Origin of the sequence: Streptomyces sp. CC224B, assembly GCF_030010595.1 — a bacterium.
GTDB classification, from domain to species: domain Bacteria; phylum Actinomycetota; class Actinomycetes; order Streptomycetales; family Streptomycetaceae; genus Streptomyces; species Streptomyces longispororuber.
This window is the reverse complement of the sequence record NZ_JASCXL010000016.1, coordinates 34,285-55,290: the sequence shown is the minus strand read 5'-3', so window position 1 is coordinate 55,290 and position 21,006 is coordinate 34,285. Positions and strand designations below refer to the sequence as shown.

The following is a 21,006-nucleotide window of genomic DNA, read 5'->3' as shown; positions in this document are numbered from 1 at the left end:
CGCCCGCCGAGCCCGCGCCTCCTGCGCCGGTGTCCCCGTGCCCCGGCTCAGTTCCGCCCCGTCGTGCGCGTCAGAAGGAGGCCGTGCGGGCGGGCAGCCGCTTCAGGCGGCCGTGCGACTGCCGCGCAGCCGGCGGCTACCGCACCCGGTACACCTGGCCCGTCTGCGCCCCCTCGACCGCGCGGACGTACGCCGTCGCCACGCGTGCCGCCGGTACGGGTTCCATGCCCACGAAGAACGGCCCGTAGGCGGGCAGGGACTCCTCGGCCACCGTGGGGCTCACGGCGTTGATCCGCCGCGGCGGCAGCTCGATCGCGGCGGCCCGTACGAAGGCCTCGACCGCGCCGTTGGCCGCGGAGGCGGCGGCCCCCGCGACGATCGGCTCCTCCGTGAGGACACCGCTGACCAGTGTGAACGAGCCGGTCGCGGACACGTGCCGGGCGCCTTGGCGGACCAGTTCCACCTGGCTGAGGGCCTTGCCGCGCAGCGTCGCCGCGACGTCGTCGGCGGTCAGCTCGGCCAGTGGCTTGAACACGGCGTCGCCCGCCGCGACGGCCACCGCGTCCAGCGGACCCACCCGCTCGTACATCTCCGCCACGGCCACCGGATCGGTGACGTCGCAGACCACGTCCCCGCCCGTGCGCCCCACGCCGAGCACGTCGTGGCCGCGCTCCGCGAGCGCCTCGCGCACCGCCGAGCCCAGCGTGCCGCCCGCGCCGACCAGAAGAATCCTCACACCACACCATCCGCGTTTTGGAAGAAAGGGCTCCCCGCAGGCACATGGGCACCGGCCCGGGCAGGGGGAGACCGGGCGGTCCGACCACCCGGCACACCCGACGCTACGCAGCCCCTCCCGCTCCCGGAAATGCCGTCTGGGCAGCCACTATGCTTCCCACGCATGGATGTGGAACTGCGTCACCTCAGGACCCTGGCCGCCATCGCCGAGGAGGGCACCGTCACCGCCGCGGCGGCCCGCCTGCACATGACGCAGCCCGCCGTCTCCCGCACCCTGGCCCAGCTGGAGGCGCGCGTGGGAGTGCGGCTCGTCGACCGCTCCTCCCGGCACCTGGACCTCACCCGGGCCGGGGAGACCCTCCTCGGGCACGGGCGCGCCATCCTCGCCCACCTCGACGCGGCACTCGCCGACACCCGGGCCCACGACCGGCCGCTGCGGCTCGGCTACACCTGCGCGGTCCTCGGGCAGCGGACCGTGCCGCTGCTGCGCTCGTGGCGCCGGAGCCGGCCGGACGTGCCGCTCGAAGTCGTCCGGCAGGACAACCACACCGCGGGCCTGGCCACCGGCGCCACCGACGTGGCCGTCCTGCGCACCGCCCCCGCCGACCCGCGCATCCGCACCGAGGCCCTCTACACCGAGGACCGGGTCGCCGCCCTGCCCGACGACCACCCCCTCGCGGACCGCGACCGGGTCCGGCTGGCCGAGCTCACCTCCGGCCCGCCCCTCCCGCTGGCCCTGTGGCCCGGCACCGGCACCGCGTCGGTGGACCTGTGGCCCCCGGCGCAGCGCCCGGACCGCACGGTGGACGTACACAACGTCGACGAGTGGCTGCACCTCATCGCCATGGGCGGCGCCTTCGGTGTCGGCGCCGCGGGCACGGCCGAGAGCCACGGCCACCCGGGGGTGCGCTTCGTCCCGGTCGAGGACGCACCCGCCGCCACCGTCCACCTCGCCCGCCCGGCCCACCCCACGCACCCCCGGACGGAGGAGTTCCTCGCCGCCGTACGGGAAGTGGTCGGCACCCACGGCTGATGGCGCGCCCCGCATCCACCGCCGCTCCTCGGACCTGCCCGCCGTGCGGAGTCCCGCGCCGTACGGAAAGCCCGTGCGGGCCCGGCCGTACCCCGGGTATGAAGGGGTGCGGAGGCGCGGGCAGCCGGTGAGAGGGGGAGCGGCATGGGTGAGGTCGGACTGTTGGCGGTCGCCTTCTTCCTGCCGGGTCTGGTGGTGTTCGGCGGTGTGGTCTGGCTCATCGTCTGGTGGGCGAGGAAGAACGGCTGGCGGGGAGGGAGCGGCCCCGGGCCCGGCGGTGGGGCGGGCGGCGCGGGTTTCTGACGGGGCGTCCGCCGTCGCGGCGAGGGCGCCGCGCCTCAGCCGTGGGCGGGGGGAGGCGTCGGCCGGACGGCGAGGACGGCGATGTCGTCATCGCTGTCGGCGCCGAGCCCGATGAGCAGCTCGTCGCAGAACACGTTGAGGGGTTCGCGGGCCAGGGCCGAGGTGTACCGGCGGAGCCGCTCCATCGCGTCGTCCAGGGACTCGCCGCGCCGTTCGATGAGTCCGTCGGTGTACAGCAGCACGGTGGAGTGCGCGGGGATCGCGTCCGTCGCCCGGGGCCGCGGCATGTCGGGGTCCATGCCGAGGAGCAGCCCCGCGCCCCCCTCCAGGTAGCGGGTGCGGCCGTCCTCGGTGGTCAGCAGCGGCGGCAGGTGCCCGGCGGAGGAGTGCACCAGCTCCCACGGCCCGGCGGCACCGCCCTTGAGCAGGCCGTAGATGCAGGTGGCCGTGGCCTCGCGGTACAGGGTGTGGTTCGCCGTGTCGAGGCGGCGCAGCACCGTCTCCGGGGGTTCCTGGCGGTCCACGGCGATACCGCGCAGCATGCTGCGCAACTGGCTCATGGCGACGGCCGCGTCGAGGTTGTGCCCGGTGACGTCCCCGATGACCAGCGCCATGTCCCCGTTGGGTACGACGAAGGCGTCGTACCAGTCCCCGCCGACCTGCGCCGTCGTCGAGGAGGCGGCGTATCGGGCGGCCAGCTCGAAGGGCTCGACCCGCGGCAGCACGGGCAGCAGCGAGCGCTGGAGCCGCTCGGCGATGTTCCGGGTCTCCTGGTACAGCCGGGCGTTGTCCACGCCCAGGGCGAGCCCGCGGCACAGGTCGTCGACCAGGGGCAGGTCCTCCTCCGTGAAGGGCTGCTCGTCCCCGCCGCGGGCCACGGTCAGGGCGCCGATGATCTGCCGGCGCGCCCGCAGCGGGGCGACGACCGCGCTGTGCGCGCCCAGGTGCCCGAACAGGTCGAGGTAGTGCGCGTCCAGGGGGCTCGCCGACTGGCTCGGCGGCGGGGGCTCGGTGAGCAGCAGGGGCCCGGCGCCGCGCAGCGCCCGGGCCAGCGGGCCCCGGGCGGCCTCGGTCACGGGCGGGAGGCTGCCCTCGTAGTCCCGCGGGCACAGCCCCTGCGGGGTGCGGTGGACGACGCAGATCCGCTCCACCTCGGCGTCCTCCGTGAACAGGTCCACGGCACACCAGTCGGCCAGCCGCTCGGTCAGGATCCGTCCCGCCCGGCGCAGGCCCTCGTCCGGGTCGGGGGTGTTGCTCAGCGCGGCCCCGGTGTCGGCGAGCAGGAAGAGCCGCTCCAGCGCCGAGAGCCCCGCGTGGCCCCGGCCCGTCCTGGGCGCCCCTTCCAAGGCACCTGGCGCCATGCCGTCGGGGGAGGGCTGCGGGGAGCCCGCCGACGTGCCGTCCGGTGCGGGCTGCAGAGCGCCCGACGACGTGCCGTCCAGGGCGGGCTCCAGGACACCTGTCGGCGCGTCGTCCGGTGCGGCCTCCGGGGCGCCTTCGCCCGTCAGGACGGCCGGGGAGGTGCTGCCCGGCACCTGCGGCGCCGCCGGCCTGCTACGGGCGGCGGGGCGGGCCGTGGCGAGGGGCGCGGCGGCCCGGGGGGCGAGCTGCGCCACGAAGACGGTGCGGCCGTCGGCCGTCTCCTGGGTCTGGATGAACAGCCGCACGGGGACCAGCCTGCCGTCGTGGTGCAGCGCCGGGAGCGGCACCGAGCGGCCCAGGATGTGCGGCCGTCCGCTCAGCAGCAGGGCGCCGAAGGCCTCCAGGTGCCGTGTGCGCAGGTGCTCAGGAACGATGGTGGTGAGCGGCCGCCCGACGAGGTCGTCGACCTGCCAGCCGAGCAGGTCCGCCGCAGGCCCGTTCGCCGCGATGATGAGGTTCCGCTCGTCGGCGGCGATGGTCGGGACCCTGCTGGACCGCACCTGCCCGGCCTCCCACGGCACCAGCTCGTACGGGCTCGCGCTCGGCTCGCGGGGCACCACGGTCCACGCGGTGGCGTGTCCTCCGGCGAGCTGCCCGACGATCTGGTCGAACAGCCACTCGTGGAAGACCCGGTTGCGGGGGAGTGCCGGCAGGGTCAGGAGGCGCTCGTCGCGGGCCGCGTCCTCGGCGCGCCGCAGGACGCGGCGCAACGTCTCCACCGCCTCCCCGGCGTCCGCAGGCAGCCGCAGGGGGAGGGACGGGATCTCCTTCCCGGCGGGTTCCCGGCGCAGCGCGGTCGTCACGCTCGCGCTGATCACATTGCTCATGTCGTGGGCGGTGACGAGGTCATCCGGCGGCACACCGAGGTCACACCCGGCTGCCAGGGCCAGGGCCGTCTCGCGCAGCAACGTGTGACGGTGCTGCTGGGACGCGGCGTACAGCGCGCCCGGCATGTCGATCAGCGTCACCTGTTCGGCGGAGCCGGAGGCAGAGCCGGGACCGGAGAGTGAGCCGGAGCCGGAGTCGGCACCGTCGGCGGGCTCGGCGGGGCCCCAGCCGCCCGGCTGCTCCGGCGCCCCGGTGGACCACAGCTCGAACCAGACCGTCTTGCCGTCCTCACCCGTTTCGACACCGTGCCGGGACGCGAGGCGCTCGACCAGGGCCAGCCCCTGTCCCGTACCGGCGTACGCGGGGCACTCCTGCGGCAGCAGCCGCCGGTCCGGCCGCCGGTCGCCCACGCAGACGCGCGCCGTGCCGCCGTCGACGCGGGCGGAGACCTCGACGTCCGTGCAGGCGTGCAGCACGGCGTTCGTCACCAGCTCGCTGACCAGGAGCTGAGCGGTGCCCACCAGATCCGGTGCGCCGTCCGCGAGAGCGGCCCGCACGAACCGTCGAGCCTGCGCCACGCTCTTCGGCCCCAGGGGGAACCGCCGCGACGACGCCCCCGGGACATTGAGGTCGCCCATGCCCTCAGTGTGCCGCAGGACCCCTGGCCGCGCGGCCAGAGGCCGTTCCGGCGCGGTGGACGGTCACGCTCCGTAGCCCCAGGTCGAAGGCACGGCCGGGGCCGGGTCCCGGTGCCGCCGTTCAGCGGGTCAGCGCCACCCTGACCTGCTTCAGCCACGTGCGGCGGGCGAAGTCTCGGGCCTTGATGACGACCGCGTCGTGGTGCACCTCCACCTGGAGGCCCTGGTTGAAGGAGCCCGCGACAGCCACCTCGCCGCCCTTGCCGTCGTCGCGGTAACCGGTCTGGATGGCGCCGGTGTTCACCACGGTGAACCCGTCGAGGTTGGCGGTGCCGGGCACCACGCGGCGCACCACCCAGTCGGACAGGTCGAGGTCCCAGTGGGTGTGGCCGGAGAAGAGGAACACGTCGGGGTGGCGGCCGAGGAGCCCCAGGAGGCGGTCGGCCTGAAGGTAGTCGCTCGCGTAGAGCTTGTTGCGGGTGCCGGAGACCGTGTTGGGCAGGGGGTGGTGCGTGATGACCATGACGGGCCTGCGGCGGCGCGACCAGTGCCACAGGCGGTCCTCCAGCCACGCGAACTGCGCGTCGCTGAGCCAGACCTCGTCCCACAGCTTGGGATCGTGGTAGTGCATGTACCGCTCGGTGCCGAGCGAGAGGACCGGGACCCCGCCGAAGGAGGTCTCCGCGTGCACCGCGCCACGCCCGGCGAACCGGTAGAAGCTGCGGAACAGGGAGTCCTCCGTGGTCCCGTTCGGCCAGGTGTCCTGCGCCAGCGTGTCGGGGTCACGCCACTTCGGCACATAGAACTCGTGGTTGCCGATCGCCCAGGCCACGTTCCGGGGGTGCGGGTGGCGCCGGAGTTCGGCACTGACCTGCGCGTACTCGGCGTCGTATCCGCGCGGCGTGATGTCGCCCGCCACGGCGAGGCCGGCGCTGCGCGGGTTGACGGCGGCCATGTCGTCCAGGGCCAGGCCGAAGTCCCGCAGGTCGCCCTGGATGTCGCTGACGACGTTGAACCGTACGACGCCGCGGTCGCGCCCCCGCTCGGCGCGCGCGGCGGCGGGGGAGGCGTGGGCCTGCGGGGCGACGGCGGTGGTCGCCAGGGCGCCGCCGCTCGCGGCGAGGAGGGTTCTGCGGTCCATGCGTGACTCCGTGGTGGTGAGGTGCGGTGTGTGCCCCGGTGAACCTCACGGGACCCGGTGCCCTCCTCACCACGCGCGCCAGGCCAGTACGTGGAGCATGCATGAACTTCTGGCGGGCTTCCGGTCCTGCGCCCCCGGGCAAGGGCGGTGCGCCGTGCGGCAAGTACCGGCGCGGGACCCGGCCTGGCGTGGCCGCGTTCCCTGACAGCATCGAGTTGACCGCGGCGACGACGCCGTCGAAGAACTCCTTCGGGGCCACCCCGACACCCGATGCGGGCGGGCCCTGTCGGGGGCGCGGCGCCCTGAATGAGCCGCCCCTCTCCCGGCCATTTCCGCACAGGTGGCCGACGCCTGCCGTAATTCCTCGCCCTCTGCTGCGTGCGGCGATATACGCCCTCGCCGGTGCGGTCGGTCCGCGAGAAAGGGAGCGGGTATTGCGTGGTGAATTTTCTTTCATGTACCGGGGGTAACCAGCCACTCGGTGCACCGTTCGGCGCGTGACGATGGCGCAAACACGCAAGCGTTTCCGGCCCCGTGCACCAGGTCCGGACTCCCGTCACGGTCGTCCCGGGCACCTCGTGACATCGCTGCCGACACGCTGGTCAACGCCACATCCGTGCCACCCGTCCCCTCCCCTCCGACAGCCCCGGGGCGGCCGGGCAGGATGCTTCTATAACTCGGGTAAGTACCCTTGACAGGGGCGTCCCCGGTTGTAAGGTCACTTGAGGTCCGGACCTCTTTGCCCGCGCTCGAAACCCGTGCGGGGAAAGGTGCGGAAGCGTCAATTCCACGCCTGCTCACGCACGTATTCCCGGCGATTTCCCGAATGCCTGAACGTGAAAGGCCTCGGACACGCCGTCGCTGCGCGGGCAGGGCGACCGGCGAGCGCGTGCCCAGCCGCGCGCGGCCCGAAGGAGACGATCGCGATGGACCGTCATGTCTCGATTGTGGGGATCGGCTGCGCGCTGCCCGGCGGCGTGGCCGACGTGGAGGACGTCCGCGGCGCGTTCCTGCACGGGCGCGACTGCGTCGGCCCCATCCCCGAGGAGCGCTGGGGCGCCGACGCCTTCTACGACCCCGACCCGCTGCGGCCCGGCAGGACGTACGTCCGCCACGGCGGATTCGTCGACGACATCGACGCCTTCGACGCGGCCTTCTTCGGGATCTCCGACACCGAGGCCGCGCGCATGGACCCGCAGCAGCGGCTGCTCCTGCAGACCGTGTGGCACGCCCTGGAGAACGCCGGGCAGAACCCGGACGAGCTGCGCGGCACCAGCACCGGGGTGTTCCTCGCCTCGATGAACACCAACAACTACGCCATGCTGAAGAACACCCTCCAGGGCCCCGAAGGCATCACGCCCTACGACGCGATGGGCGACGCCATCAGCATCTCCGCGGGCCGTGTCGCCCACTTCCTGGGCGTCGAGGGCCCCTGCCTCGCGGTCGACACGGCCTGTTCGGGCGCCCTGGTCGCCCTGCACCTGGCCCGGCAGAGCATCCTGGCCGGCGAGTGCGACGCCGCGATCGTCGCCGGCGTCAACGTCATGCTGAACCCGGGCATCCACATCGCCTTCTCCAAGGTGGGCCTGCTCTCCAGGAACGGCCAGTGCCGCGCCTTCGACGCGCGGGCCGACGGCTATGTGCGCAGCGAGGGCTGTGTGGCGGCGCTCCTGCGCCGCGAGTCCCTCGCCGTGGAGCGGGGAGACCCGATCTACGCCACGGTCGTGGGCACCGCCGTCAACCACGACGGCCGCACCCAGGCACTGACCGCCCCCAACGGGCGCAACCAGGAGCAGGTCATCCACCGCGCTCTGGCGGGCGTCGGCATCGACACCGCCGACACCGGCTACGTGGAGGCCCACGGCACCGGCACCCCGGTCGGCGACCCCATCGAGATGAGCGCCATCGTCAACGCCTACGGATACGGCCGCCCCGCGGACCGCCCCCTGTACGTGGGCTCCGCCAAGAGCAACTTCGGGCACATCGAGGCGGGCGCCGGACTGCTCGGCGTGGTGCGGGCCGCGCTCTCGCTGCAGCACGAGGTGATCTTCCCCAGCATCCACGTGGACCAGCTCAACCCGAGGATCGACCTGCGCGGGGCCCCCGTACGCCTGCCGTCCGCGCCGGTGCCCTGGCCGCGCGGCGACACCCCCCGCCACGCGGGCGTCAACTCCTTCGGCTACAGCGGCACCAACGCCCACGCCATCCTGCGCGAGGCCCCCGCCGTGCGCCCGCGGGAGCAGGCCGCGCCGCGGCGGGCGACCGAACTACTTGCCCTGTCCGCCAAGTCCGCCGAGAGCCTGGAGGAACTCGCCGACCGCTGGGCGGAGTTCCTGGCCCACGACGACATCGACCTCGGCGCGGCCGCCCGCACCGCCGCCATCGGGCGTGCCACCCTGCGCCACCGGCTGACGGTGACCGCCGCCGACAGCGCCGAGGCCGCCAAGGCGCTGCGCCGCCGGCGCTCGGGACGGGCCCCCGTCACCGTCTCCGAGGGCCGCGCCCGCAGGAATCCCCGGGTGGCCTTCGTCTTCACCGGGCAAGGCGCCCAGTACCCGGGCATGGGCCGGGAGCTGTACGCCGCCGAACCCGTCTTCGCCGCCGCGCTCGACCGGTGCGCCGACGTCATGGACGCGGACCTCGGCCTGCCGCTGCACGAGGTCCTCTTCGACGAGCGGGTATCGACCGAGGCCCTGAACAACACCCAGTACGTCCAACCGGCCGTCTTCGCCGTGGAGTTCGCCCTGGCCGAGCTGCTCAAGGACTGGGGCGTCGAGCCGTCCGTCGTCATCGGGCACAGCATCGGCGAACTCGTCGCCGCCTGCACCGCGGGCATGCTCCCCTTCGAGGAGGCGGCCCGCTTCGCCGTGCGGCGCGGCCGCGCCATGGGCTCGCTGCCGCCCGGCGGGAAGATGCTGGCGGTCGCCGCCGAGGCCGCGGTGGTGGAGGCCTGGCTCACCGGACGTGAGGACGCCGTCTCCCTCGCCGCCGTCAACGGACCGCGCAGCGTCGTCGTCTCGGGGGCGGCCGCCGCGGTCGACGAGGTGGCCCGCCGCGCGGACGAGGCCGGGCTCCGCACCACCGAACTGAAGGTCTCCCACGCCTTCCACTCGCCCCTCATGGACCCCGCCCTGGCCGAGCTGGAGCGGGCCGCCGCCGCCCTGCACCCGCGCGTCCCGGCCGTGCCCGTGGTGTCCAACGTCACCGGCGCGCCGCTGACCGGCACCGAGGAACCCGCCTACTGGGCGGCGCAGATGCGCGACCCGGTCCGCTTCCACGACGGGATGCGCACCGTCGTGGAGTCGGGCTGCTCCGCCGTCGTCGAGGTGGGCCCGCACGCCGCGCTCATCCCGGCCGTCGCCGCGGCCTTCGGCCAGGCCGACATCGCCCTCGTACGCACCCTGCTGCGCGACCGGCAGGACGTGCGCAACATGCGGACCGCCGCGGGCGTCCTGCACACCACCGGCTGCCCCGTACGGCTGCCGCGCCTGTTCACCACCGGCGGCCACCGGCGCATCCACGCGCCCGAGTACCCCTTCCGGCGCGACCGCCACTGGATCGCGCCCACCGAGGGCGGCTGGGACCTCGGCTCCATGATGCGCGGCCCGCGGGACGAGACCGGCCCGAGCGGCACCTGGCCGACCGAGCTGGCCGCGGCCACGCCCTGGGCGGACCACCGCGTCCTCGGCGCCACCGTCTTCCCCGCCACCGGCCACCTCGAACTGGCCCTGCGCGCCCTCGCCGCGCACACCGCCGACGCCCCCGACGCCCCGCTCACCGGGACGGCCGCGCCCGCCACCCCGGCCAGCTGCGAGGACCTCGCGTTCGTCCGGCCCCTGCTCCTGAAGCCGCGGCGCCCCACCGTCGCCACCACGGCACTGCGCCCCGCCCCCGGGCAGGACGGCGCCTTCCACTTCACCGTGAGCACGTCCGGCACCGGGCAGCACCCCGTCGAACACTGCCGCGGCACCGTCCGGCCGGCCGCCGCACCGGCCGACGAGCCCCGCACCCCGCCCGCCGAGCTGCGCGCGCCGCTGGGCGCGGGCCAGCCACCCGGCCGCCTGTACGGCATGCTGCGCGAGGCGGGCCTGGAGTACGGCACGAGCTTCTCCACCGTGCGGGAGCTGTGGCCCGGCGGCGACGGCACGGGAGCGGCGCTCGGCCGGATCCGGGCCACCCCCGACGGGGCGGGCGGAGCCGAGCACGGCCACGCCCTCGCGACGATGCTCGACGGCTGCCTGCACGTCACCGCCGCCGCCCTGTTCACCCTGCCCGCCCGCCTCCTTGAGGGCGCCTACATCCCGGTGACCCTCCGCCGCGCCACCCTGCACCGGCCCCTGCCGGAGCAGGTGTGGAGCCAGGTGAGCGTCCGCACCAACGACCAGGGGACCGCCGCCGTCGCCTCCGCCCGCGTCGTCGACGACGAGGGCCGGCTGCTCGCCGAACTCGACGGCCTGGAACTGCGCCACACCTCCGCCCTGACCGGAGCCGCCGACAGCGGACAGGCACCCGCGCCCGCACGCCCGTACTCGGGGGAGGCCCGCAAGCTCCTCCTGGAGCGACTCGGACCGCTCGGACAGCGGGAGCGCGTGGCGGCCATGGGGGCCTGGCTCCTGGACGAGGTGCGCGACACCCTCGGACAGGCCGCCGACGACTTCGACATCGACGACCTCGACCCGTCGACGGCGCTCCTGGAGATCGGCCTCGACTCCCTCATGATCACCGAGTTGCAGCGGCGGCTGCAGGAGAAGCTCGACTTCCGCTTCGAGGCCATGGAAGCGCTCACCTACCAGAGCCTGGAAGACCTCGCAGGCTACATCCTCGACCGGGCGCTCGGCCCCGCCCTGCCCGCGGCGGCACGGAACGAGACCGAGCAGCAGCCGGAACCGGCGTAAGACCGCGTACCACCCGAAGGGGAGTGTCCCGCGCATGCTAGACGCAGGTTTCGTCCACACCTACATCGACACCCACCTCGAACAGCGCCAGGTCAACAAAATCCAGCACGGATTCCCCTCGCCCCGCTACTGGTCGCGCACCGACGTCCCGGTCGAGGAGATCGCCGAGGACCGGCGGCGCATCCGCGCGGCGGGCAGGGACTCGTTCGTCAACTTCTACGTCGGGGTGCCGTACTGCATCCAGACCGACCCCGGGAAGTGCGGCTACTGCCTCTTCCCGGTGGAGGAGTTCCAGGGCAACGCGGCCCTGGAGAACTACTTCGGCTACGTCGAACGCGAGGCGGACCTGTACCGGCAGGCCCTCTCCGGAGCCACCCTGGGCGCCGTCTACTTCGGCGGCGGCACCTCCAACCTCTACAAGGAGCCGATGTACCACCGCCTCATGGATTTGGTGCGCGGCCTGTTCCCGGACATCGCGCCGGGGGCCGACATCACCCTGGAAGGCATCCCGCAGCTGTTCTCCCGGGCCAAGATGCAGGCCATCAAGGACTCGGGGATGAACCGCGTCAGCATGGGCATCCAGCAGGTCGACGAGCGCCTGAACAAGCTCAGCGGCCGCAAGCAGACCACCCGGCACGTGGTCCAGAGCCTGGAGTGGGCCCGCGAGCTGGGCCTCGCCGCCAACGTGGACCTGATCTTCGGCTGGCCGCAGCAGACCGTCGGCACCATGCTCAAGGACCTCGAGACACTCGTCTCGTGGAACGTGTACGACATCACGCACTACGAGCTGAACGTCGGCGGCCCCACCGACTTCGCCCTCAACCGCTTCCACGAACTGCCCAGCACCCTGGCCAACCTGGAGATGTACCGGGCCTCCCGGGACTTCCTCACCGACCAGGGCTACGAGCAGATCACCGCGTACAACTTCCGCAAACCCGGCGACCCCGCCGGACGCGGCTACGAGGAGGGCGTCAACCGGTTCCTGGACTCCATGGACACCGTCGGCCTCGGCTACGCGGCGGTGTCGTTCTTCGGCAACTCCGCCATCGGCACCGACCGCTCGTGGTCGTTCATCAACCACCTGAGCCTGCCCCGCTACAAGCAGGCCCTGGAGGAGGGCCGCTTCCCCGTGGAGCGGGGCTTCTCCCACGAGGCGGCGGACTGGCGCCTGGCGATGCTCTTCCGCAGCCTGTTCGGCCTCACCGTGAACCGCGCCGACTACCGCGCGGCGTTCGGCACCGACGTGTACGAGGAGTTCGCCACCGTCTGGGACGGCCTCGGTGAGTACGGCTTCGTCGAGGTGAGCGACGCGGAGGTCAGGCTGGTCGGCGACGGCCCCTTCTACACGCCGATGGTGCAGGCCCTGCTCGCCGAGGAGCGCTACCGGGCGCTGCGCGAGCGCGAGACGCAGGCCGCGCAGGCGCGCCGGGCCGCGCGCCGGGCCCGGCGGACCGGGAACGGCCAGGACGGTGCCGGCACCGAGGACGACGCGGCCCCCGCGGACACCGGAGCCGCCGCGGACGCCGAGGCCGCGGCCGCGTCCCCGGCGCGGGGGTGAGCCGCGATGAGCGAGCACCTGCCCCTGGACGGCAAGCGGCTCGTGGTCACCGGGGGCGCGCGCGGGATCGGCGCGGGCATCGTGCGGCTCGCGCTGCGGCAGGGCGCCGAGGTCGTCTTCAGCTACAACCGCAGCGCCGAGAGGGCCCGCGAGCTGTGCGCGGAGCTGCGCGCCGCCCACCCCGGGCAGCAGTGCACCGCGCTGCCGGCACAGGTCGCCGACACGGACTCCGCCGCCCGCTTCGCACAGGCCGCCCTGGAGGCCCTCGGCTCGGTCGACGCCCTCGTCAACAACGCGGGCGTCACGCGCGACGGCGTCTTCGCCCGGATGCGCCGCGAGGACTGGGACGAGGCCGTCGAGACCAACCTGGGCAGCATGTTCACCGTCACCCGGCCACTGGTCATGGCGCTGGTGCGGCGCAGAGCGGGAGCGATCGTCAACGTCACCTCGTCGGTGGGCATCCACGGGGCACCCGGGCAGGCCAACTACGCCGCGTCCAAGGCCGGGATCATCGGCTTCAGCAAGGCCCTCGCCAAGGAACTCGCCGAGCTCGGCGTGCGCGTCAACGCGGTGGCGCCCGGCCTGATCGCCACCGACATGACGGCCGGGATCCCGCCCGAACGCCTGGAGGAGATCAAGAAGCGCATCCCGGGCCGGCAGCTCGGCAGCGTCGAGGACGTCGCCCACCTCGTCTGCTTCCTGGCCTCGGACCGGGCGCGCTACATCACCGGCCAGGTGATCGAGGTGTCCGGGGGCCTGGCCCACTGACGGGCCCCTCGGGCTCCGCCGCGGGCCGGCGGCGCAGCCGCACCAGCCCCTCCTGCACCGCCGAGGCGACCAGGTCGCCGCCGCGGGTGAAGACCTGCGCCCGCGCCAGGGCCCGGCCGCCGTACGCGACGGGCGTGTCCTGGGCGAGCAGGAGCCAGTCGTCGGCGCGGAACGGCCGGTGGAACCACTGGGCGTGGTCCACACTGCGCGGGCGCGCCGTGCCGTCGGCCCACGACAGGCCGTGCCGCAGGGCGACCGTGTCAAGCAGGATGTCCGAGATGTACGTGAGGAGCGCGGCGTGCACCAGCGGCGGCAGATCCCCGGGCAGGGCGCCGTTCGTGCGCAGCCACAGCGGGTTGGACCCGGTGCGCAGCGCCGGGTCCCGCTGCGCCTCGACGCTCAACGGCCCCGCGTAGCGCAGGTCGAAGGGCATGCCGAGCGGCAGCACGGGCTCCCCCAGGGCACGGGCGAGGCGCTCCTCGTACGTGGGCAGCGCCTCGGGCACCCCGACCGCGGGCATCAAGTCCTGGTGGTCCAGGCCCGGCTCGGCGCGGTGGAACGAGGCGGACAGCGTGAAGAGCACGGCGTCGCGCTGGCGCGCGGTCACCTGCCGCAGGCTCACCGCCCGCCCGTCGCGCACCTCGTCCACGTCGAACAGCAGCGGCACGGCGGCGTCGGGGTCGCCGGGCCGGACGAAGTAGGCGTGCAGGGAGTGCACGGGCCGGTCCTCGGCGACGGTCCGCCCGGCGGCCAGCAGGGCCTGCGCGGCCACCTGACCGCCGTAGAGGTGCCGCGACGACCACGAGACGGGCCCGCGCGGACGGAACGTACGGGCGTCGATGCGGTCGGGGGTGAGGACGTCCAGCAGGTCCTCGACGGCGGTGCTGTGATCGGTGGTCACTCCAGCCTGCCTCTCCGCCCGCCCTCTCGGCCCGGCTCCGGCACGGCGCGGCGCGGGGGACGGGTCCGCACCGCCGGACACCGCGTGACGGCTCCCGCGGGACACCGCGTGAGGGCCCCCGCGGGGCATCGCGTGACGGGGCCCGGACGCCCGCCGTCTGACACTGATGAATGTGACCATCGGACGTGGCACAGTCAAGGTGCCCTCCGGCCGACCGCCGCGCCGTGCCCGGCGTTTCGGCCAGTCGGACCAACTACCTTGCGTGTACCGGGAGTTGAGTCGAACCCGTCGCGGCTCCCGCCCCACCCGCACCACGGTCCTCGGACCGCCCCCCGCTCCCCATCCGACGACTTACGGAGTTGCCCATGCGACGCAGCGTCCTGGTGACCGGTGCCACCAGCGGAGTCGGCCTGGAGACCGCCCTGCGCCTGGCACGCCGCGGGTACGACGTCTTCGGCACGGCCCTCGACAAGGACGAGGCCGACCTCCTGCGCGCCGCCGCGGCCGCGCGCGGGGTCGGCGTGCGCACGGTCCTCCTCGACGTCACCGACCCGCACTCCTGCGAGCAGGCCTTCGACGAGGTCGCCGCACACACCGACGGCGGCCCCTGGGCCCTGGTGAACAACGCCGGGATCCTGCGCATGGGCGCCGTCGAGGACCTCGACGACACCACCGTGCACGAGCTGTTCGACGTCAACCTGCACGGCGCGGCCCGGCTCACCCGGCTCGCGGTGCCGGTCATGCGCGCCCGCGGGGAGGGGCGCGTCGTCAACAACTCCTCCCTCGCCGGGCGCGTCACGGCCCCCCTGATGGGCTGGTACTGCGCCACGAAGGCCGCGATGAACGCCTGGAACGACGCCCTGCGGATGGAGGTGTCACCCGCCGGGATCCAGGTCGTCCTCATCGAGGCGGACGGCTACGGCAGCCCCATCTGGGACCGGGCCGCCGACGCCCTCGGCGCCCTGGCGGACAGCTCCTCGCCGCACACCTCCGCCTACCGCGCGATGATCCCGGCACTGCGGGCGGCGGCCCGCAAACCCGGCCCCGAACCCCTCATCCGCGCCATCGTGCGGGCCCTCTCGGCACCCCGGCCCAAGGCACGCCAACTCGTGGGGGTGAAGGCCCATCTGTCCGCCCTCGCCGACCCGCTGGGCCCGCACCGCGTCGCCGACCACCTCAAACGGGCCGCCGTTGACCTCGGCGGCCCCGCCCGCAGCGCCGTCGTCCGCCGCGCCGCCCACCGCTGGTGCGCCCCTTGGTGAGCGGCCCGGCGCGCCTCCAGAGGCAGGGTCCGCGGCGCCCGGTCACCTCAGGTGTGCCTCCAGCCACCGCACGGCCTCCGGGGTCGCCGGGTCGGTGATGTCGTCGAACTCCTGATGTATGGTCAGGTACTTGGCCGCGTAGGGGCAGGCCGGCACGACGCGCATGCCGGACGCGCGCACATCGGTGAGCGCCGCGTGGACGAGCTGTGCCGCCAGGCCCCGGCCGGCGAAGGCGTCGTCGATCTCCGTGTGGAAGAAGACACGCTGGACACCGCGGTCGCGGTAGGCGGTCAGACCGGCGCGCTCGCCGTCGACGAGGACGACGTACCGGTGCCGGTCGGCCACGTGCTCGACGGTCGGAACCGCGGTGGTGGCAGGGCGTTCGGGCTGGGTGGGTCGGGTCGGCCGGGTCATGGGTGGTGCCTTTCGGTGGGACGCGTGTCGGTGGCGCGGTGTGGTGCCGCGTGGGGGGTTCTCTCGCGGTGTGAGGGATGGCGATCCGCTCGTCGAGCGGCTCTTGGTTGTGCGGTTTGTTCGACGGTGCGGCGGGTGACATGAGGTGTCCCGGTCGCGCACATGTCTCGCTGCGCGAAGCGCGACACATGAACTCCGCCACCCCTCGTCGGGCCCGCACATGAACTCCACCGCCACCCGTCGGGCCCGCGTGCCGGGAGCAAGCAGACCCTGTACGCGGAGGCCGCGGCTTCGCCCTGCACGGTAGACAGCCAGACACACACACCTTGCACCGCAGTGCCCACACCCTTGCCTCACAGCGCACACCGGGCGGGTGCGGTCATTGTCACGGCACACAGTGCGGAATTCGTCGAAGCGGGTCCCTGCCGTGCGCGGCCGCTTCCGCCGACCGCCGTGCACCGGCTCCGCCCCGATATCCGGAACCCGGTTGTCCCCCCGACTTTCGGAACGTCCGGAAACCGGAAAGAGGGCAGTTCTCGCCATGTGAGACGGTCGGAAAACGAGTAGCCGCCCGGCGCCTACGTCAAGGGGGGACAGGGGGTTTCGTGCCACCTCGACCGGAACTCTGTGCTCCCGCGAGCACAACTCCAGTCCCGCGCGGTCCGGTTGGTCCCGTTGGTGATCCGGAGTCACGACTTCGCGTTCCGGTCCCCAGCAGTGAGGACGGTCGATGTCCTGCCGCCCGGCGCCCCGCGGGCCCGGTGATCGACACCGTCACCTTCCCGGCGGTAGGGGCGTGTTATCCGGTCAAAGCCTGTACACGTGTCTATGACACCTAGGGTTGGGCACGCGTATTCCGTACAGCACAGAACAAGCGGCCATCGCTGCCCGCCCCCCTTGTTTCCGTCCTCACTGGATTCCCCGCCCCTACCACCCTCCAGGACTCTTCCGGATTTCCCCGGACCCTTTCTGACCCTTTCGGAGACGTCATCCGTGCTGCCTAAAACGAGGAGTAACCTCATGTCCTTAGCGGACGGCCGGCTCGAGGATGTGCCGGCCATCGAACTGCTCGACTGCACGCTGCGCGACGGTTCGTACGCCGTCGACTTCCAGCTCGACGAGGAGTTCGTGACGCACCTGCTCACCCGGCTCGACTCCATCCCGGTCGCCAAGGTCGAGGTCGGCCACGGGATCGGCCTGGAGGCCGAGCGCAGCGGCATCAAACCGTGCAACATCGGCCACTACCGCTGGGCCGAGATCGCCCGCTCCGCCCTCACCCGCAAGCCCTGGGGCATGTTCGCCCAGCCCGAGTTCACCCGTCTCGACACCATCGCGGAGATGAGCGACCGCGGGATGTCCTTCGTCCGGGTCGGCATGGAGCCCGACCGGGTCCCCGACCACCTCGACTACCTGCGACGCGCCACCGAACTGTGCGGGCAGGTCTACCTCAACCTCATGAAGTCCAGCGCCACCCCCGTGGCCGAGCTGGTCCGGCTGCTCGACGGGGTCACCCCGGACATCGCGGGCGTCTATGTGGTCGACTCCTACGGCGCGATGCTCCCCGCCGACGTGCAGACCTACGTGAGCGCGGTCAGCGAGCAGTTCCCGGTCGTCGGCTTCCACGGGCACGACAACCTGGGCATGGCCAACATCAACAGCATCACCGCCCTGCAGGCGGGCGCCGGCATCGTCGACGCCACCCTCGACGGCATCGGCCGCGGATCCGGCAACGCCGCCATCGAGTCCCTGGCCGGCGTCATCAAGATGCTGGAGACCGACCTCTTCGACTACCAGGAACTCGCCAGGCTCGCCGAGTACTGCCGCGAGAACATGCGGCCCATCCCCGAGGACCGCACCATGCAGGTCCTCGGTGCCGTGATCGGCATCCACTCGGGCTACTTCCCGCTGGTGGAGAAGCTGGCCGCGGAGCACGACACCGACCCGGCGCGGCTCATGGAGACGGCCGTGAAGATCGCCGACCACAGTCCGCGCAAGGACGACTTCCGCGCCGCCGCCAGCAGGATCAGCGCCTGACCCCACCGTTCCGGGCCCCGCCGACGCGGCGGAGACCCCGGCACGCCCCCCCGCGCGCGGCACCGGCCCGGGCCGCCGGCTGCCCACGCCGCCCCATGCCGCCCCACGGTCCACCGGCCCGCCGCGCCGCCCTCACCGGCCACCGGCTCCCCGCGCCCGGCTCGTCCCGCCCCGGGCGGAGCCATGCCCGACGCCCCGCCCGGGGCCCCGAGCCGGCCCGGCCCCAGCACGGGGCCCCAGCAAGGCAACAGCCCACCGGCGGACCGCCATCCGATCCGCCCACCCACGGAGACCACCATGAGAATCAGCAGGACCGGCACGTCCACCACCGGGCACGGCATCGCCGTACACCACCACGACCAGTGGTTCGACCTCGCCGACGTGCCCGGGTACGCCGGCACGACCCGGCTGAGCGACCTCCTCGACGAGGCGCGGGCACGGGAGCTGACCACCGCCCTGGAGCGGCACGCGGCCACCCTCACCCCCGTCCGGCCGGACCCGGACCTCGCCCCCACGGTCGTCGACCCCGGAGCCGACATCTGGGGCGCCGGACTCAACTACCGTCGTCACTCCGAGGACCTGGCGTCCGCACAGCCGCGCTCCGGCCCCGGCTCCTATCTGCGCCCCGCCAACTGCCTCATCGGCAACGGTGACCACATCGAGCTGCCCACGCAGTCCCAGCGGGTTACCGCGGAGGCCGAGCTGGGCCTGGTCATCAAGACGACCTGCAAGAACGTCGAGCGGGCCGACTGGCGCTCCGTCGTCGGAGGCGTCACCGCCGTCCTCGACATGACGGCCGAGGACGTCATCCGGGAGAACCCCCGCCACATCCCGTGGGCCAAGGGGTTCGACACCTTCTGCAGCGTCGGCCCGGTCCTCGTCACCCTGGACGAGTTCGACGACGACGACCTGCGCGCCCTGCGCATCGCCACCGTCCGCAACGGGGAGACGATCGCGGCCGCCACCCCCGCCGACATGAAGTTCGGCATCGACCGCCTCGTGGAGTACTTCAGCGCCGGACGCACCCTCGAAGCCGGCACCGTCATCTGCACCGGCACCCCCGGCGCGGCGGTCATCCAGGCCGGGGACACGGTGCGGGCGCTCGTCCAGGACGTCGGCACGCTGACCCACCCCGTCCGCCAGCAAGGGCCGGCGGACCGCCACGAGGAACGGTTCTCCGCATCTCACAGCGCCCACAGCGCCCACAGCGAAGGAGGGTGACATGCGACCAGGAGAAGCAGGGGAGGAGTCCCTGCTCGACGGCCTGGACCGCGCCGTCCGGGACCTCCCGGACCACGAGGCGCTGCGCACCCCGCGGTCCGGCATGACCTACCGCGAGTTCGGCGCGCGCACCGACGCGTTCGCGGACCGGCTGCGGCGCACCACCCGCCCCGACGAATGGGTCGCCCTGCTCGGCGCCCGCGGCGCGGCGGCGATCGTCGCCATGGTCGGAGCCCTGAAGGCGTGGCGGCCGTTCGTCTTCGTCGACGAACGGGACAGCGACGCCTCCAACGCCGCCAAGACCGGCCTCCTCGGCATCCGTCTGCTGGCCCGCGGCACGGGCGACGACGGCGACGTGGAGCTGACCCGACTGCCGGAGCGCTGGCGCACCACCGCCGGGGCCGCCACGGCCCCGGACCTCCACGGCACCGCGGACCAGGCCCCCCACGGCACCGCGGACCAGGCCCACCGGCACCCGGCCGCGCACCAGGTTGAGCGCACCGAGCCGTCGAACCACCGGGGCACCACCGAGGGCCGGGCGCCCCGCCGGCTCCCCTTCGCCGACGGCGAGATCGGCTACGCCATCCACACCTCGGGGTCCACCGGCACCCCCAAGTGCGTCCTCGTGCGGGCCGCCCCGCTGGCCCCCGTCATCCGCGACCACGTCACGCGCCTGTCCGTCGGGCCCGGCAGCCGCACCCTGCAGTTCGCCCGGCTCACGTTCGACGGCTGCCTCACCGAGATCCTGTGGACCCTCACCGCGGGCGCCTGCCTCGTCGTCGTGGACGAGGAGCGGCTCGCGCCGGGCCCCGTCCTCCAGGACACCCTCGAACGGTTCGGGATCACCCACCTCAAGACGACCCCGTTCGCCCTGACGGTCACCGAACCCACCGACGCGATGCGCCTGGAACACGTCGTCAACGGAGGCGGACCGTGCCGCCCCGCCACGGTCCGCACCTGGTCGAAGGCGGCCGGCTTCCACAACGCCTACGGCCTCACCGAGACCACCGTGTGCAACCTGCTCAGCGACGCCCTCGACCCCGACGACTGCCGGGACGCGGTGCCGCTGGGCGAACCGGTCGGCGACTGCGCGTACGTCCTGCGCGACGTCGACACCGGCGCCACCGGAAGCGGCGTGAGGCGCGGCGAACTCGTCGTCACCGGCGCCTCCGTGGCCGCCGGGTACCTCACCGAGCAGGGCGTCGAGCCACTGAAGGGCCCCGACGGGACCGGCGGCCACGCCACCGGCGACGTCGTGGAACTGCGCGACGGACGGCTCTGCTACGTGGAGCGCCTCGACCGCCAGGTGAAGGTCCGCGGCTACCGGCTCGACCCCGGCGAGATCGAGACCGCGGTGTGCCGCCACCCGGACGTGCGCGAAGCGGTCGTCGTCCCCGAGGCCCACGCCGACGGCGACACCGCGGCCGCGGACACCCTGGTCGGCTACTACCAGGGCACGGCCGACCCGCGCGCCCTGCGGCGCCACCTCGACGGCCTCCTCGACCCGTACAAGATCCCGTCGGTGCTCGAACGCGTCGACGTCTTCCCCAGCACCCCGAACGGGAAGATCGACCGGGACGCCCTGCGCGCCCGGCGGCACGCCCGCGCCCCCGAGGACGCCCCCGAACGCCCGGACGAGCAGGTGCTGCGCCTCGTACGGACGCTCACCGGGGTCAAGGACGCGCGGCTCGACGACAACTTCTTCGAGCTCGGCGGCGACTCCGCCTCGGCCGTCGTCCTGGTCACCGGCATGAAGAAGCTCGGCTGGACCGACGCCGGCGTCCGCGACGTGCTGCGCGCGGACACCCTGCGCGACCTCGCCGACCGGCTGCGGGAACGGAGCGTGTGACACG

The 21,006-nt window shown here is 73.6% G+C and carries 14 protein-coding genes; 9 read left to right on the top strand and 5 right to left on the bottom strand.

Translation table 11 applies throughout. The annotated features are described in order from the left end of the window. Positions 1-136: 136 nt before the first annotated feature. Positions 137-736, bottom strand: coding sequence for a short chain dehydrogenase (locus QK440_RS08955; RefSeq protein WP_282792468.1), 600 nt, complete (start codon positions 734-736; stop codon positions 137-139). Between the two features lie 162 nt (positions 737-898). Here QK440_RS08955 and QK440_RS08950 point away from each other — a divergent pair, with 162 nt between their 5' ends. Together QK440_RS08950 and QK440_RS08945 are read left to right on the top strand one after the other, a co-directional pair. Beyond that, entirely contained in the window at positions 899-1,768 is an 870-nt protein-coding gene (locus QK440_RS08950; RefSeq protein ID WP_282792467.1) for a LysR substrate-binding domain-containing protein, read from the top strand. Positions 1,769-1,912: 144 nt separating this feature from the next. Beyond that, complete coding sequence (locus QK440_RS08945; RefSeq protein ID WP_282792466.1) at positions 1,913-2,071, top strand: hypothetical protein; 159 nt, start codon at positions 1,913-1,915, stop codon at positions 2,069-2,071. Between the two features lie 35 nt (positions 2,072-2,106). Here QK440_RS08945 and QK440_RS08940 read toward each other — a convergent pair whose 3' ends face one another. Both QK440_RS08940 and QK440_RS08935 read right to left on the bottom strand, forming a co-directional pair. Then, positions 2,107-4,959, bottom strand: a complete 2,853-nt coding sequence (locus tag QK440_RS08940) for a SpoIIE family protein phosphatase (protein ID WP_282792465.1) — start codon at positions 4,957-4,959, stop codon at positions 2,107-2,109. 121 nt (positions 4,960-5,080) lie between these two features. Next, positions 5,081-6,100: a DUF4073 domain-containing protein gene (locus QK440_RS08935; RefSeq protein WP_282792464.1), complete on the bottom strand. Its 1,020-nt coding sequence runs from the start codon at positions 6,098-6,100 to the stop codon at positions 5,081-5,083. A gap of 926 nt (positions 6,101-7,026) precedes the next feature. Between QK440_RS08935 and QK440_RS08930 the strand changes: the two genes are divergently transcribed. From QK440_RS08930 to fabG, 3 genes are read left to right on the top strand one after another with little or no spacing between them, the layout of a single operon-like run. After that, positions 7,027-10,995: a beta-ketoacyl synthase N-terminal-like domain-containing protein gene (locus tag QK440_RS08930; RefSeq protein WP_282792463.1), complete on the top strand. Its 3,969-nt coding sequence runs from the start codon at positions 7,027-7,029 to the stop codon at positions 10,993-10,995. A gap of 34 nt (positions 10,996-11,029) precedes the next feature. Then, complete coding sequence (locus QK440_RS08925) at positions 11,030-12,553, top strand: radical SAM protein (protein ID WP_282792462.1); 1,524 nt, start codon at positions 11,030-11,032, stop codon at positions 12,551-12,553. Between the two features lie 6 nt (positions 12,554-12,559). After that, on the top strand, positions 12,560-13,321 hold the full coding sequence (fabG, locus tag QK440_RS08920) for a 3-oxoacyl-ACP reductase FabG (RefSeq protein WP_282792461.1): 762 nt from the start codon (positions 12,560-12,562) through the stop codon (positions 13,319-13,321). Here fabG and QK440_RS08915 read toward each other — a convergent pair. After that, positions 13,278-14,222, bottom strand: coding sequence for an acyl-CoA thioesterase domain-containing protein (locus QK440_RS08915; RefSeq protein WP_282792460.1), 945 nt, complete (start codon positions 14,220-14,222; stop codon positions 13,278-13,280). The two genes, fabG and QK440_RS08915, sit on opposite strands and share 44 nt — an antisense overlap. Positions 14,223-14,587: 365 nt before the next feature. Here QK440_RS08915 and QK440_RS08910 point away from each other — a divergent pair, with 365 nt between their 5' ends. Then, positions 14,588-15,484, top strand: coding sequence for an SDR family oxidoreductase (locus QK440_RS08910; protein ID WP_282792459.1), 897 nt, complete (start codon positions 14,588-14,590; stop codon positions 15,482-15,484). Between the two features lie 42 nt (positions 15,485-15,526). Here the strand turns inward: QK440_RS08910 and QK440_RS08905 are convergent, their stop codons facing one another. Beyond that, entirely contained in the window at positions 15,527-15,898 is a 372-nt protein-coding gene (locus tag QK440_RS08905; RefSeq protein WP_282792458.1) for a GNAT family N-acetyltransferase, read from the bottom strand. 1,020 nt (positions 15,899-16,918) lie between these two features. Here QK440_RS08905 and QK440_RS08900 point away from each other — a divergent pair. The 3 genes from QK440_RS08900 to QK440_RS08890 all read left to right on the top strand — a co-directional run bounded on the left by QK440_RS08900 (position 16,919) and on the right by QK440_RS08890 (position 21,002). Further along, entirely contained in the window at positions 16,919-17,932 is a 1,014-nt protein-coding gene (locus QK440_RS08900; protein WP_282792457.1) for a hypothetical protein, read from the top strand. A gap of 297 nt (positions 17,933-18,229) precedes the next feature. Then, positions 18,230-19,153: a fumarylacetoacetate hydrolase family protein gene (locus tag QK440_RS08895; RefSeq protein WP_282792456.1), complete on the top strand. Its 924-nt coding sequence runs from the start codon at positions 18,230-18,232 to the stop codon at positions 19,151-19,153. A 1-nt stretch (position 19,154) separates the two neighbouring features. Further along, the gene (locus QK440_RS08890; RefSeq protein ID WP_282792455.1) at positions 19,155-21,002 is read left to right on the top strand and encodes an AMP-binding protein; all 1,848 of its coding nucleotides are present in this window, start codon (positions 19,155-19,157) and stop codon (positions 21,000-21,002) included. The last annotated feature ends 4 nt before the right edge of the window (positions 21,003-21,006 follow it).